The sequence below is a fragment of the Collinsella sp. HCP3S3_E5 genome (genome assembly GCF_052067635.1).
GTDB lineage: Bacteria > Actinomycetota > Coriobacteriia > Coriobacteriales > Coriobacteriaceae > Collinsella.
Map to the genome: position 1 here is coordinate 37740 of NZ_JBQHQF010000007.1, position 14858 is coordinate 52597.

A 14858-nucleotide genomic window follows, 5' to 3' on the forward strand; every position below is an offset into this window, starting at 1 on the left:
GGAAATGGTCTCCACAAAGTGCCGATGCTTCGAGGGCTCGTTTTTGCTCGTTCACTTTTCGGGAAAAGTATTAGACCTAAATCTGCAAGCGTGTCGCGTGAGTCAAAAAGCGGGCCGCGCCGGTGGGTTTCCGGCGCGGCCCGCTTTACATTGTGTCCGTATGAGTGAGTTGTCGCATCAACCGGCGGACTACTTGGCGTCGTAGGCCTCGGCGTCCCACCAGTCGAGCTGGGCGATGTTGTCGCGGATGTGCTGACAGCTCTTGTGGAAGCCCTCGAGCTCGTGCTCGGAAAGGTCGAGCGTGTAGACCTCCTCGACGCCCTCGGCGCCGATCACGCACGGCAGGGAGGTAAAGATGCCCTCCTCGCCATATTGGCCGGTCATAAGCGTAGAGGCCGAAAGCACGGCGTGCTCGTTGTGCAGTACGGCGGCGCAGACGCGCGCGGCGGAGTTGGCAACGGCGTACTCGGTGCACTGCTTGCCGGCGTAAGTCACATAACCGCCCTTGCGTGCGAGCTCCTCGACTTCCATGTGGTCGAAGGCGTACTTGTCGGGGTTCTCGGCCTGAAGCTCGTTGAGGCTCTTGCCGGCGATGGTTGCGGCCTTAAAGGCGGCCAGCTGGCTAAAGCCATGCTCGCCGATCATGTAGGCGTCGATGGACTTGGGGCTCACCCCGACCTTCTTGGAGATCTCGGTGCGCAGGCGGGCAGAGTCCAGGCCACAGCCCGAGCCGATGATCTTCTTGGGATCGTAGCCGGTCAGGTGCCACAGCTCGGTGCACACGACGTCGCAGGGGTTGGAGATGCTCACGAAGATGCCGTCGAAGCCGGCATCGACGATGCGCTTGGCAAAGGTGCGGGCGGCGTCGGTGGTAAAGAACAGCTCGCCGTCGCGGTTGCCGGCGGCCAGTGCGACCTTGCCGGCGGCGTTGACGATGACGTCGCAGCAGGCCAGCTCCTCGTAGTGGTCGTAGCAGTTGACGATCTTGGTGTTGTACGGGACAAACGAAAGGGAGTCGCGCAGGTCTTGGACCTCGGACGTCACCTTTGCCTCGTTGATATCGCAGAGGTACAGCTCATCGGCAATGCCCTGCATGAGCAGGCTGTTGGCGACATGTGCTCCTACGTGGCCCTGGCCGACCACACCGATCTTACGCGTCTGGTACATATACGTATCCTTTCGGCCGAGTTTTTCGCATCGAACCATTGTAGCGTCCTGCTGCCACTTTGCTAGGCTAAAGCGCCGTAGATTTTTGGGACATGCCTTAATCTCTACTTTTGGAGTGATTTGGGCCGCTGACGGTGTCTCGGGGCGATGCACTCGCGCGGATGGGGCCGCTCGTTGTACCATAGCTGCAACTGACTCGTAAGGAGCATCCATGCCCATTCGCATCCCCGACGCCCTCCCTGCCGCCGCGCAGCTCGAGAGCGAGAACATCTTTGTCATGACCGAGTACCGCGCGCTGCACCAGGACATCCGTCCGCTGCGCGTGCTCATCCTCAACCTCATGCCAACCAAGATCGCCACCGAGACGCAGATCATGCGCAAGCTCTCCAACACGCCGCTGCAGGTAGAGGTGGACCTGCTACGCACCAAGACGCACGAGGCCACGCACGTGAGTGCCGGCCACCTGGAGACGTTCTACCGTACGTTCGACGACATCCGCGATATCCACTACGACGGCCTGATCATCACGGGCGCGCCGGTGGAGCAGATGCCGTTCGAGGAGGTCGACTACTGGCCCGAGCTCTGCCAGATCATGGATTGGTCCACCACGCACGTGCACTCTACGCTGCATATTTGCTGGGGTGCACAGGCAGGGCTCTACCATCATTACGGTATCCAGAAGTGCGACCTGCCGGCCAAGGCGAGCGGCGTGTTTGAGCATTATCTGGTGAAGCCGCAAAGCCCGCTGGTCCGCGGCTTTGACGACCGCTTCTATGCCGTGCATTCACGCAATACCGATGTGCGCCGCGAGGACGTGGAGGCCGAGCCGCAGCTTGAGGTCGTGGCCGTATCAGACGAGGTGGGCCTGTACATCGTCAAGTCGACCGACAGCCGCCGCTTCTTTGTCTTTGGCCATCCCGAGTACGATACCGACACGCTGCGCCTGGAGTACGAGCGCGACGTGAAGCGCGGGCTCAACCCCCAGGTGCCGGCGCATTACTTCCCAGGTGACGACCCCACCGCCGAGCCGCGCAACGTCTGGCGCAGCCAGGCTCAGCTGTTCTACACCAACTGGCTCAACTACTACGTCTACCAGACCACGCCCTACGACCTGGCCCGCGCCGGTGAGGAGCACTAGGCTACGGCCGCGGTTGCGGTTGTGGCTGCGGCTGCGGCGTGACGAGCGTGGATTTTCGGATGCCCATCTTGCGGGTGCGATACAACGGCAGTTAGGCGCTGATGATGTGGGGTAGCGGCAGGTCGTGGGTGTCGGTGGGAACGTGGTCGACACGCTGCTCGTCAAAGGCGATGCCGATGATTTGGCATGCGGGCGAGAGCGTGGGCAGGTAGCGGTCGTAGCAGCCGCCGCCGTAGCCCAGGCGCGCGCCGGTGTGGTCGAAGGCTACGAGCGGCACGACGATCATATCGAGCGCCTCGGCAGGCACGATAGGAAAGCGGCTGCTGTCGACGTCCGTGGCTGCGAAGGCCCGCGTAGGGTGGGCGATAAACGGGGGCTCGGACGCATCGCCGGCAGCAACTGCCCGCATGCACATGCGCTGGCCACAAGCCACGGTGTCAGCTGCCGAGAACATGCACGGATAGGCCACGCGCCAGCCGTGTTTTGCGGCCGCTGCGGCAAACGCGGCAGGGTCGACTTCGGAGCCTATGGCGGCATAGACGGCAACGGTGCGCGGGGCCACGGGACCCGAGCCGCCCAGCAACTCAACGAGCCGCGCGCATACAGCAGCAGACTTTGCCGCCCGCATATCCAAATCTAGAGCATCGCGCCGGGCAATTACCGCCCGCCGCAACTCGGCCTTATCCATCCCGGCCCCTCTCTCAAACCTACCAAAAAGGGACAGGTTTATTTTGGTAGGTTTTATCTGGGCAAATGTCGAAACCACCACGCAAACCATCGCAAGGGGAGCAGTTCATGGACATCTTCGTGGGTTTTGACGAAGAGTGGGTGTTCGCGGCGGTGTGTCTCGATCTGTAACAGTAACTCGGCAAAATCGGGCCTAGATGTTACAGATTGAGACAAAGAGCCGGCGTCATCCGAAAACGTCTCGATTTGTAACATCTGGAGCCAATATTGCCGCCTAGATGTTACAGATTTAGACAAACTGGTGTGACGGGCTGAGCTGCCCCGCCCAAGCAGCGGCAAAAGAAAAGGTAGATTTTCAGGCATGTCCCAAAAATCTACCTTTGCTGTGCGTTAGCCCAGCAGGTCGATGACGTTGAAGCCGGCGTTGCTCTTGGCGATGACGTCTCGGCCGCCAAAGACGCAGGTGGGCGAGACGGCTGCGATACGCGTCACGTCGGCGCCGAGCGAGCGCAGCTCACCGGGTGTGGCGGCGAGCATCTGGGCGCGGCGCTCCTCGCGTGCATGTGGATCGAGTCCGGCCAGGTAGGTCGTGTTGCGGCGTTTGGTGAGCGCGTACGGCTTCACCGGCGCGTCCATGCCGCTCACGCAGCTCACGATAAAGCCCTCAAAGGCTGCCTCGTCGGGCTCAAAACCGCCGAGCCATTCGCCTGCGCGCGCCACGCGCTCAATCGAGGGGTCGATTGCCGGGTCGCGGTAGGTGTAGAACGCGGCCTGACGCTCGCCTGCCGCGCGGAATCCGCAGCCGTAGGCCCCGCCCTTCACGCGGATCTCGTTCCACAGGTAGTCGTAGGAGAGCGCGTTGGCGGCAACCGCCCAGGCGCCCGTCACGTCAATGCCCAGGCGACGCGGGTCGCATGCGCTTGCCGCAAAGCAGATGTCGCTGGGGATGACAAAAGCCTCGTGGCGGTCGCACGGCGTCGGCACCACGAGCGTGTCGCGGCCGGCAACAGCACCGTCGCCCGCGCCCAACCCCAGGTCGCCCGCGGCGGCCCAGTACGCGTCAAAGTCCTCATCGCTGCCGGTAAAGCTCGCCAGGCAGCCGTCGGCCACAAAGATGCGGCCTGCCAGCTCGGCAAGCTTGGCGCGCAGATCGTCCAGACGCTCATCAAAGTGGTCGAGCAGATCGCGCAGGAACAGGTAGAAGTCCACACCCGAAAGCTGCTCGCGCACCACGGCCGAAGGCGAGCTGTAGCTCATCGCGCGGCCGAGCGCCGCCGAGTGTCCGTTGTTAATAAAGCCCTGCTCAAGCCCAATGCGAATCTGCGTGAGCACGTCGCGCACGCGGTCGGCTTCGGCATCGAGCAACAGCGTGCTCGACCACACCTCGCGCGGCAGGCTTGCCAGCGCATCGATCTTTTCGGACAGGGCGCCGGCGCTCACCAGCAGGTAGGGGCGCACGCCGTCCACGTCGGGCTGGGTCATGACCTCGGTCGTAAAGCTCAAAAAGCCCAGCTTGCCGGCGATGAGGTTGTCGAGCTCCTCGGCCGAGTGCTCGCTCGTGGGCAGCTGTTTGAGCAGGCGGCAGAGCAGGGTCACATAGGGCAGGTCTTCAAACGCGACGCAGCTCAGGTCGAAATACTGCATGGCGTAGGCCAAGCGGTTGGTGGGGATGCCGTGGCGCAGGCAGGGGATGGGCGCGGTCGTGTCCACGACCAGCGGCGGCTCGGGGCGCGCCTCGCCAATGTCGGACACGCGCAGGCGTGGCAGCGTGGCCTTGGCCTCGGGCGCGTCATCCGCCTCCTGCGCGGCGCGCAGCGCAGCCGTGCGCTCGACCACATCGGCCAGCTCGGCATCGGTCATGGCATCGAGCTTGGCTGCCAGCTCGGCAGTCTCGGCGCCCTCCGCACCCTCGGCGGCATCCACCGGCACCAGCTCGACCAGCGCCATGTGGTCGTTTTCCAGCACGAGCTCGCGCAGCAGGTCCTCAAAATAGCTGCCGTCCAGCTCGCCGCGCAGCTCCTCGTACACCGGGCCGTATTTGAGCGCCAGCGTCGCGGCGTCGTCATCGTAGAGCCAGGTGCTCAGCGCGTCGCACGCAATGGCCGCGCCGTCGGCGATACCGTAGTCGCGCTGGCGCAGGTCGTATTCGTTGCTGCTGATGATGGCCTCCAGGCGCTCGCGCGGAACGCCGTGCTCGCACAGGTCGCGGCAGGCGTCCTGGAACACGCGGCGCAGCTCGCGCGCCACGCCGGGCTGCGCGTTTTGCAGCATGATGAGCTCGTAGGGCTGCAGGCTCTCGGCCGCGGTGTAGCTCACCACGTTGCCGCCCAGGCCGGCGGCCAGAATGGCCTTCTTAACCGGTGCCTCGTTGGAACCCAGCAGTGCCTCGAACAGGATGTCTGCCGCGATCGTGCGCTTGCGGTCGAGCGCGCTGCCCAGCACAAGACCCAGGCCCACCAGGGCGTTCTCGGGTGTGGTTGCCATCTCGACACGCTTGTACTCGCAGGTCACGGGCGCCTGCACGACCAGCGGATTGGGCGCCAGCGTGGACGGGTCCTCGCCGGTGGCGACGGCTGCGTCCATGCGGCGGCTCGCGGCACTCGGCTGCGACAGATAGCGCTCGTCCAAAAACGCCAGCGCGCGGTCCACGTCTAGGTCGCCGTAGAGCGTGATGTAGGAGTTGGAAGGATTGTAGTGGCGCGCGTGCGTATCCAGGAACTGCTCGTAGGTGAGCGCAGGGATCGCGCGCGGGTCGCCGCCGCTCTCGTGCGCATAGGCGGTGTCGGGATAAAGCGCGGCGTTGACGGCATCGTCCAGCACGCTCATGGGGTCGGACAGCGCGCCCTTCATCTCATTGAAAACCACGCCGTTATAGCGTAGCGTTCCCTCGCGCAGGCTTGCGGAACTGCCGTTGCCCTCGCCCTCGGCGCCCTTCGGCAGGTCCAGCTCGTAGTGCCAGCCCTCCTGCTCAAAAATGGTGGGCTTGGTATAGATGGCCGGGTTGAACACCGCGTCCAGGTACACGTCCATCAGGTTGTACAGATCCTGCTCGTTGGTGGTGGCGACGGGGTAGATGGTTTTGTCGGGGTAGGTCATGGCGTTGAGGAACGTCTGCATGGAGCTCTTGATCAGGTCGACGAACGGCTCCTTGACGGGAAATTTGGCCGATCCGCACAGCACCGAGTGCTCGAGGATATGGAACACGCCGGTGGAATCGGCCGGCGGCGTCTTAAAGCCAATGGCAAAAGCCTTGTTTTCGTCGTCGCACGCCAGGTACAGCAGGCGAGCGCCCGAGGCGGTGTGGCGCAGCACGTAGGCGTCCGAGTCGAGCTCGGGCACGGTCTCGCAGCGCTCGACGGCAAAGCCGTGACAGGTGGTGCCGGGCACCAGCAGCGCGGCGGCAGCGGCGCGCGGGTCGGTTGAGGTGGTGGGCATATGCAGTCTCCTTTGACGCCCCAGCGGGGGCGAATCGAGTCGAATCCTCGTGAGTATACCCATATGGGGCCGCGGCTCTGCGGCGAACTGGAGACGATGCCGGCGGATTGGGCGAAGGCCTTGCTCGTTCACCGCACGAGTGTGGAAACTTGGACGCCTATCGAATGAGAGTTGATTTTCGGACGGAATCAGCCTCAAAACGCCCAAAAACCGTCCAAATATCCACCCTCATTTCCCGACCGTTCAAAATCCACGCTCATCCGCCGCCCGCACATCTCTCATATCTCATTCGTCTCTAATACGAGAGATAACAGAAAGATGAGAGATAAATATGAGAGATAACAATGCTGCAAAGAGACAGGCAACCATGGTATTGTCTCAATATAGATTGTTTTACCAGCGAAAACATGTTTAAATGAAACAGATGACAGACATCTTATCTTTCATCTCTCACTCCTCTCTAATACGAGAGATAACAGAGAGACAAGAGATAATTACGAGAGATAACTGAGAGACGAAGGAAATCTATTCGCGGCATTCTCCGCCGGACCGAGCGAAAGGACGTGCAGATGAACGAGAACGAACTGATCGGTCTGCTCGAGTCTTTAAGGCGCATGGGCTCGGACGATCTTAGCGTCGAGGTCAAGGAGAGCGCCACGACGCTTTCTCGCGACGTATGGGAAACGGTTAGCGCATTCGCGAATACCGCCGGCGGAATTATCGTGCTCGGCGTGAGCGAGCGCGCGGGCTTTGTCCCGGTTGAGGACTTTGAGACCGAGAAGGTGCTCAACCAATTTGTCGCAGGCATGGGTGATGCCGGCGGTCGCGGAAAACTGGCCAATCCGCCCAAATACACTATTGAGCGCGTGGAGCTTCGGGGCACCGTGGTTCTCGTTATCACGATTGAGGAGCTCGACCCGTCGAGCAAGCCCTGCTATGTAATAGAACGCGGCGCCCAGGGCGGCAGCTACAAGCGCATTGATGACAAAGACGTGCCACTTTCATCGACCGAGGTTTTGGCACTGTCGTCATACGAGCGGACGAGTCCTAGCGATCGCGATGCAGTGCCCGGCGCGGTTGCAGGCGATCTTGACGAGGCACTGGTCGATCGCACGATAGAGCGTGCTTTCTCGCTGACACCTCGGGCAATGCGCGGCGCGCCGGACAAGAAAACGAAGCTGGAGCGCCTGAATTTCCTCGACTCCCAGGGCAAAGTTACTAAGGCCGGGCTCCTGGCTGCGGGTGCCTATCCTCAGCAGTTCTATCCTAAGCTCTTTATCGATGTGGCGGTCTATGCCGGAACGCAGAAGGGCGCGGCGGGGTCGTTGAGGTTCATGGACCGTACGATCTGCGAGGGAACGTTGGGCGAAATGATCTCGGATGCCGTCGCGGCAGTCGCCAAGAATTTGCGGCGAACCTCGACGATCCAAGGCGTCTCGCGTGTCGACTCGCTGGAGATTCCCGAGGAGGTCCTGCGCGAGGCAATCGCCAACGCCGTAATCCACCGAGAATACGGAGATCGGTTCTGTGGGCAGTCGGTCGCTGTTGACGTCTTTGATGACCGTATCGAAGTGACGAACCCCGGCGGCCTATACGGAGGAAAGACTCGCGAGAACTTGTTTGACGGCAGCTCCCGGTGCCGCAACGCGACGCTCATGAAACTCATGTCGATTGTTCCGCTGCCGGATGGCGCAGGTTCGCCGGCTGAGGGCAATGGCTCGGGCATTCCGATGATGATCGACGCCATGTGTGCTCATGGTTTGGCCGAGCCCCTGTTCTGCCCGGGATTCGATCGGTTCAAAGTGGTTCTCTATCGCTCAAAGGTCGAGCCGGTCGACCACGGCGGTGACTTAATTGTGGCGGCACTTAAGCGTTGCGGTGAGCTGGGTACGCGCGAGTTGGCGGAGCACACAGGGCTCACAATTTCCCAGGTTAGGTCGCGCGTCAACACACTCATTGCTCAAGGCGAGCTTGAGCCTACAGCGCCGGCGACGAGTCGCAACCGCAAGTATCGACTGTCGGAGCGTGCGGAATAAATGCGCCAGCGGACGAGGTGACCCAATAATCGACTCTCGATTGGCGCCCGCTAAGGTAAGGCGGTTGTTGCCCAGTCGACGGCGAAGTTAAAAATCCGGCTTACGCTGGCATAGTCCCGAACCCATCCATCAAGAACAGCCTAAGAACCAGCTTGATGGCATATCCCGGTTTGATTTCTGCCGCGTCAAAGACGTGGCGCTCGGCGAGCTCGCTGCAGTATGCGTAGATGTCGCGGATAAGGTCCGCGCCCGAAAGCGTAAACATGTAGCCCGCGTCCGAAAGCGCATTGGGCGCGGCGGGCAACTTGGCCATGTGGCAGAACGTCTGCAGGTCGGGCGCCATAACATTCTGGTAGTCGAGGTGGCCGCTGGCATCCTGTGCGGCAAGCTCCAATTGGCGCACAGAATCCAGCGCCGCCGCTAACACAAAGCTCGGCGTAGGCGCATTGACGTCCTCCGTGGTCGCCACAAGCCTGCCCGCCGCCTGCGTGACAAGCCAAGCGACCTCGCGCTGGCAACGCACGGCCTTGCGCGTCACCGGCTTGATGGACGAAGAAGAAACGCTTCCCTTAGGCGGATTCGAAGCAGCCATAAGACCCTCCCATGAACGACCCGGCCCAACAAGCCCGGATGAAACACGTGCTACATCAGTATACAGGGGAGTGGGATAGCGGGGTACGAGCGCGCCAGCGGCAAACCGAGAGCATCAACGATGTGCCGATCGCGGAATGAGATCTCGTAATAATTGACTCTCGGCCATATTATTGAGGGGCATGACTCGCGTTCGTATGGTTGTAGGTGCTGGCGATGAACGACATTGACCTTGCTGTTCCGTTGATGGATGGACCAAGCTATGACCGTGCCTGCAGTCTCGTGCCTTCCGAATACGTTGAGGCATGGGAGTGGTTTCTGGGTGAGGAACAGCGCGGCGGCGTTTGGACCAGCCTTCCGCACCGCACCAAGGAAGATAGCCCTCAGTATCAGTATCGTTTGAGAATTGGCGCGGACTTCTTTCCCGTAACGCGGGATTCAGGGATCTTCTGGCCGGGCCAGGATCGGGTGAAGCAAGATCCCAATAAGATCTTTGCGCTTTCGGTCCATAACTCTAAAAAGAGCTTCTACACCGATGTTCCTCCGCTCTATTTGGATGACGGTACGTGGGTCATTAAGTATTCGGTTCAAGCGCCAGGTGTCGTTGGTTCTCGAGACCAGAATTACAACCGTAAAATGCTCAACTGCATGGAATATGGCGTTCCAGTTGGAGTCATATTTGCAACCGAGGTGGGCTATAAGGTGCTTGGCCTTGCGTTTGTTGAACGGTTTGAGCCCGAAAACGGCTGGTTTGTTCTGCATGGTCCCGTTCATAAAGGTGGACCGGACCCTCGTTTTGCGTCCGACATGAGCTATCTGAAGCACATGCCAGTCGACATTGAGTTTGCCGGACAGAGTGCGACCGATGACGAAAAAGTTCACTATGCGTTGAGACGCGAGCGATTGGGGCAGCAATGGTTCCGCAAGCAGCTCATTGCCGCCTATGATGGTCGCTGCGCGGTGTCGGGTTGTGGGGTTAACGAGGCACTGGAGGCTGCACATATCGAGAATTACTCGGGACCCAAATCGCAGGTTGCCAGCAACGGCATTCTGCTTCGGCGCGACTTTCATGCTCTATTCGATGCTCATCTGATTTCGTTTGAGCCTGTTTGCGGCGAATATCGGCTGTGCGGATCGTACCTGCTGGATAAGACCGACTACGCTTCCTTTGCAGGTGCGACGCTAAGGCAGCCGAATGAGCGTCAGTGGCGACCCAATGCGGTGTTTCTCGAGGCCCATCGCATTGAGTTTGATCGCTCGGAAAAGAAGCGTGAAAAGGCGGGGCTTCTGCCGTATTAGCGTATTTGGCTTCGGCGGTCTTTTACGATCGTGTTGTTTGATCGGATCGCGTGGCGATGCAATCTCGTGCACGCCCGCCGGTGCATGCTCTTCCTGATTTGGATAGCGAGAGAGGAGCGCGTGTGAGCTGGCGAGGCGATATTGCGATGGGGAAGTACGGAAAACTGCCGTGTGCCCTTATCGACAACAATATGTTTCCGGGCGTAGAGGTTGATTGCGGGTCGTTTGCTGTCGCCTGTCCTTGTTGCGGCTCGCAAATATCGTGTCTCGATATTCGGTTCATCGATGCGCGCGACAGACTCAGCGACGAAGTGAGAAAACGGACGGGCGTTCATATGCCGGTGTATCCGGAGAAATGCCCTGTTTGCGGCCTCGATATCGTGTATGACGTTTGCGACGAGGGATAGGCGATGCGGAGGAGCTGGCTGTGAAGGCCTCTCCGTCTCTACAAATAAACCCCCTCACCGAGCTGCTTGTGGAACTTGGTGTGATGGTCGCGTGCCCAGGTAAAGAGTGCCTGGTCAAAATTGGTACGCGTGGCCGGGACGCCAAAGACGCCGGCAACTTCGACGCGCACAAACTCCAGTGCCGGCAGCTTGTTGATGGCAGTGAGGGCAAACGGGGACGAGGGCTCCTCGAACAGATAGCGGCTGCCTTGCAGCGCGTCGCAACTGGTGCACGTGTTGCCGAGCGATGGGGCTTTGGAGGCTCGCGCGCCTACGGGCTTGTAGCCACAGCGCTTAGAAAGATAGTCGCGGATCTCGCCCGGGACGCAGCCAAGAGCGGGAACAATGGCGAGCGCGTTGGCATTGGTCGTGTCGATGGCAATGTGCCCGGCCTTGTTGGGTGCGTGCGCGATGGCGATGCCCTCGCTGTCATCGGCTCGATAGGGAATGCCGAAGGCCGCGACCGAGGTCTCTTTGTGACACTTCCAGCACTCGCGCTTGCCCAGTACTAGATATATATACGGCGCAGAGGGGTCGGATCGGTCAACACCGGGCAGCCATTCGGCAAAGGGCTCGGGGTTGACGCCGCTGGGTACATACCAGATCTTCTTGGTCCGGTCCCATTTGGCGCCCAGCGCCTTGGCTTCTTCTTTGCGCGAAAAGGGAACATCGAGCTCGGTGCGCATGGTGGCTCCTTGGTGCTACAGGTGTAAGTGGCTCAAGGATACCGCAGGGTGTGGACGTTGTGGCGTTTTGCCGAGAAGCCGCGGTGCGGACTGGTTGGTTACGCCTTGGATAAACTGGCAAGTAGATGGTCGGCTTTTGGCCAGTTGGGCGGCAACCTTGCCAAAAGCTTGACGGATTGCGGTTTGGGCATCGTCGAATGAACACTTTGGCGCACCTCGGCGAAAAAACCGCCGGTCGTTTGTCGGAAACTTAACAGAACCGCCAGCCGCCGCCGGCGTGCGTGCTATCTTCGCGCCATGAGGTACTTTATCGTTTCACATAACGCCGCATTGGCGCTGTTGGCGCACATGCCGAACCCTCGCTTTGGGGATTCGGAGCCAGAGGTCGTGTCGATTGCAGGTGCCTGTGCGCTCTTGGACCAAGAAGCGCAGGAGGTTATCGATCGCTATGACCTGGGGATCGAAACGCTGGATTTGCTGGTGCCGTCGCGCGCCGGCCGTCGGCAGAGCAAGCATGTTAAGACGCATCTGTGCACCAACGAGCTCCCGGCGGGTTCGTTTATCTCGCTGGGCCACTGGATGGGCGACCTTGATGCGTACGTGTGCTCTCCCGAGCTGGCGTTTTTGCAGGCTGTGCACGATGGCGATGTGGCGGCGGCCGTCTATGCCGGCTATGCGATGACATCGGATTACCGGCTGGATAACCTTGCCCCCGGTGGGGTAACAGGCAGGGATGCGGGCATGCGCGATAGCAGGCTCACGACTAAGGAGCTCATCGCGGCGTATATCGAGAAGTCACCCAAGGTGAGGGGTATCGCGAAGGCAAAGGCGCTGCTTGCATATGTGATCGAGGGGTCGCGCTCTCCGAGGGAGTCGGGGCTCTGCATGTTTATGTCGCTGCCTGCGCGCTACGACGGGTATGCATTGGGCAAGGCCGAACTTAACAAGAAGGTCTTCATTCGCGATGGATACAATGACGGACGTGATCACAAGCTTCGCGTGTTGGAGCGCACACCCGACATAACGCTTACGGCTAAAGTCGAGGTGGGCATGGATAAAGTAAAGGCCGGACTGCTGCCAGAGGTGCTGACCGCGATGGTCGATTACGACAGCGATGCCATTCATGACGGACGCGAGAAGATTTACAAGGATGCCGAGCGCCGCAACGAGTTGGAGCTGTTGAGCGGCGTGGCACACTTCACCGTGACGACTGAGCAGGCAAATGACTACGACAAGCTCATCCGGCTGTGCGAACGTATCCGACGGAAGCTGCACCGGAACAAGCGACCCATTTTTAACAAGCCCATGAGCGAGGAGCAGCGATACTTTGCCCTCAAGCGCGTCGAAGCGAAGCGGTTTAAGCTTTGGCAGGCCGTAATCGAGGCGCGTCAACATTGGTAGGGGCGGTTGCTGGGCATGGGACCAAGGGCCTCATTGTCAGGTCTAATACTTTTCCCGAGAAGTGAACGAGTCAAAACGGGCCCCCGAAACATCGACACTTTTGGTGGCTTATTTCCTGCGGTTTTATCATTGGAATCCTGCGGTTTTGGCTGTAAAAAGTGTGGATGCTTCGGGGGCCCAAATAAGGTCGTTCACTTCTCGGGAAAAGTATTAGACCTGGTTATGGGAAGGCTGTCCGGATGTGGCCGCGAGGCTTGCGAAGGCCAGATCGGGGCAGTCGCCAAGGCTGTTTGGGTAATTTTGGGGCTGATTGGGGCGATCGCCGGGGTTGTCTGGGCGACTTTGGGTGTGGTAGGGGTAATTGCCGGCGATACCGAAGCAACTTGGGGTCTGCCGGGATGATTGCCGGTTATGTAGAGGCGGTATCAGCCTCGATTGGGATGGTTATTGGAGCTGCCGAAGCGGTTTTGGGTGCCACGGCGCCCTTTTGGCTTATCAGATAAAACAAAACAGCCCAGAGGCATAGCCTCTGGGCTGCGAACATTTGGTGGGCGTTACAAGATTTGAACTTGTGACCTCTTCCGTGTCAGGGAAGCGCTCTCCCCCTGAGCTAAACGCCCGATCAAGGGTGCGCAAGTGCGCAAGGGATAATATAACGGAGCTTGAACTCGGTGGCAAGAATATTTTTTAAAATCGCTAACGTTGTGGAATCAAAGGGCTTTGTCGCGCCCATTTTAAAAGAGCTCGCTGCCGTGATTTGGCTGTCGCATAATGCAAAGCCGTTGCAATGCCGAACCATGGAAGAGACGTCTGCGGAATTGTCCTACCGATAAGCGGACAAGCCCCCAGCTGGTGCCTTCGCCGTGGTAAGGTAAGCCGAATTGTTTCCAGACTGTTTCGGGGGAGCGGGATGAGCAAAGAGCGTGTCGAGCAGGTCGAAGGCACAGGGGCTTCGGTGCCGATGACCGATATATCGAACATTGATGTGCCCGAGGGCACCGATGAGCTCAGCCGCAGCACCCGCCGTGCATGGCGCGACCGCCTCAACGACGCCCAGACGCGCAAGATGGCCCTGGGTGTGCTTGCCGCGGCTGCCGGCGGAACGTTCTGGGGATTTTCTGGCACCTGCGCCAGCTACCTCTTCGATGTTTGCCATATCGAGACGTTTTGGCTCATGAGCATGCGCCAGGTTTGCGCCGGCCTGCTCTTTATGGTCGTCGTGCTCAACAAGGATCGCGACCGCTTGGTTAAACTGTGGACTACCCCCGCCGACCGCAAGCAGCTCATCCTGTTTACGATTTTTGGCTTGCTGTTCAACCAGATTTGCTATCTGTCTGCCGTGCGCCTAACCAACGCGGGCACGGCGACGGTGTTCCAGTGCCTGCAGCTGGTGGTCGTCATGGGGTATGCCTGCGTTGCCACGCATCGACTTCCGCGCACGCGCGAGACGCTTGGTGTTTTGCTCGCCTTGGGCGGAACGTTTCTTATCGCCACAGGCGGCGACCCCAGTACGCTGAGCATTTCGCCGATGGGCCTGCTCGCGGGCCTTTTGTGCGCCGTGGGCGGTGCCTGCATGGCAATTATCCCGGCCGGAATCCTCAAGGAATACGGTAGCTCGGTTGTCACGGGCTCAGCCATGCTTTCGGCAGGAATCGTGCTGAGCATTTTTACCCAGCCGTGGGCACACATGCCGGCGCTCGAGCCCTCGGGTGTCGGCGCGCTCGCGGTGTTCATCGTGATTGGGTCGTTTTTTGCCTATATGTTTTATATGCAGGGCGTTAAGGAGATCGGCTCGGTTCGTGCGAGCCTTATCGGAACCATGGAACCGGTCTCTGCCACTATTACCAGCGCTCTTATGCTGGGGACGGTATTTTTGCCCACCGACCTGGCGGGTTTTGCCATGATTATCGCGATGGTGTTTTTGACGGTGTAGCCTCTGCGGTTGCTATAAAGGATAATAGGCTGGCGGCGC

Annotated in this window: 10 protein-coding genes and 1 tRNA gene; 5 read left to right on the plus strand and 6 right to left on the minus strand. The window is 60.0% G+C overall.

Annotated elements, in window-relative coordinates:
• Nucleotides 1-189 precede the first annotated feature (189 nt).
• A complete protein-coding gene (locus ACTM82_RS03480) occupies nucleotides 190-1167 on the minus strand; it encodes an L-lactate dehydrogenase (RefSeq protein ID WP_152067319.1) in 978 nt (325 codons plus the stop codon).
• Between the two features lie 211 nt (nucleotides 1168-1378).
• Between ACTM82_RS03480 and metA the strand changes: the two genes are divergently transcribed.
• Nucleotides 1379-2305, plus strand: coding sequence for a homoserine O-acetyltransferase MetA (gene metA, locus ACTM82_RS03485; protein ID WP_427795205.1), 927 nt, complete (start codon nucleotides 1379-1381; stop codon nucleotides 2303-2305).
• Between the two features lie 91 nt (nucleotides 2306-2396).
• Here the strand turns inward: metA and ACTM82_RS03490 are convergent, their stop codons facing one another.
• Nucleotides 2397-2993: a 5-formyltetrahydrofolate cyclo-ligase gene (locus ACTM82_RS03490; protein WP_441054358.1), complete on the minus strand. Its 597-nt coding sequence runs from the start codon at nucleotides 2991-2993 to the stop codon at nucleotides 2397-2399.
• 389 nt (nucleotides 2994-3382) lie between these two features.
• Nucleotides 3383-6427, minus strand: coding sequence for an insulinase family protein (locus ACTM82_RS03495; RefSeq protein ID WP_441054356.1), 3045 nt, complete (start codon nucleotides 6425-6427; stop codon nucleotides 3383-3385).
• A 569-nt stretch (nucleotides 6428-6996) separates the two neighbouring features.
• Between ACTM82_RS03495 and ACTM82_RS03500 the strand changes: the two genes are divergently transcribed.
• Nucleotides 6997-8463: an ATP-binding protein gene (locus tag ACTM82_RS03500; protein WP_152067326.1), complete on the plus strand. Its 1467-nt coding sequence runs from the start codon at nucleotides 6997-6999 to the stop codon at nucleotides 8461-8463.
• A 100-nt stretch (nucleotides 8464-8563) separates the two neighbouring features.
• On the opposite strand, the gene ACTM82_RS03505 is transcribed toward ACTM82_RS03500, so the two are convergent.
• Nucleotides 8564-9055: a hypothetical protein gene (locus ACTM82_RS03505; RefSeq protein ID WP_441054354.1), complete on the minus strand. Its 492-nt coding sequence runs from the start codon at nucleotides 9053-9055 to the stop codon at nucleotides 8564-8566.
• A 215-nt stretch (nucleotides 9056-9270) separates the two neighbouring features.
• Here ACTM82_RS03505 and ACTM82_RS03510 point away from each other — a divergent pair, with 215 nt between their 5' ends.
• Nucleotides 9271-10353: an HNH endonuclease gene (locus tag ACTM82_RS03510; RefSeq protein ID WP_441054352.1), complete on the plus strand. Its 1083-nt coding sequence runs from the start codon at nucleotides 9271-9273 to the stop codon at nucleotides 10351-10353.
• Between the two features lie 445 nt (nucleotides 10354-10798).
• Here ACTM82_RS03510 and ACTM82_RS03515 read toward each other — a convergent pair whose 3' ends face one another.
• Nucleotides 10799-11485 carry a DUF5710 domain-containing protein gene (locus ACTM82_RS03515; protein WP_441042262.1) on the minus strand — a complete coding sequence of 229 codons (687 nt, stop codon included), beginning with the start codon at nucleotides 11483-11485 and terminating at the stop codon, nucleotides 10799-10801.
• Nucleotides 11486-11782: 297 nt separating this feature from the next.
• Here ACTM82_RS03515 and ACTM82_RS03520 point away from each other — a divergent pair, with 297 nt between their 5' ends.
• Nucleotides 11783-12886 carry a hypothetical protein gene (locus ACTM82_RS03520; protein WP_441054350.1) on the plus strand — a complete coding sequence of 368 codons (1104 nt, stop codon included), beginning with the start codon at nucleotides 11783-11785 and terminating at the stop codon, nucleotides 12884-12886.
• Nucleotides 12887-13431: 545 nt separating this feature from the next.
• On the opposite strand, the gene ACTM82_RS03525 is transcribed toward ACTM82_RS03520, so the two are convergent.
• Nucleotides 13432-13506 (minus strand) — tRNA-Val (locus tag ACTM82_RS03525).
• A gap of 290 nt (nucleotides 13507-13796) precedes the next feature.
• Between ACTM82_RS03525 and ACTM82_RS03530 the strand changes: the two genes are divergently transcribed.
• Complete coding sequence (locus ACTM82_RS03530) at nucleotides 13797-14819, plus strand: DMT family transporter (protein ID WP_441054349.1); 1023 nt, start codon at nucleotides 13797-13799, stop codon at nucleotides 14817-14819.
• The last annotated feature ends 39 nt before the right edge of the window (nucleotides 14820-14858 follow it).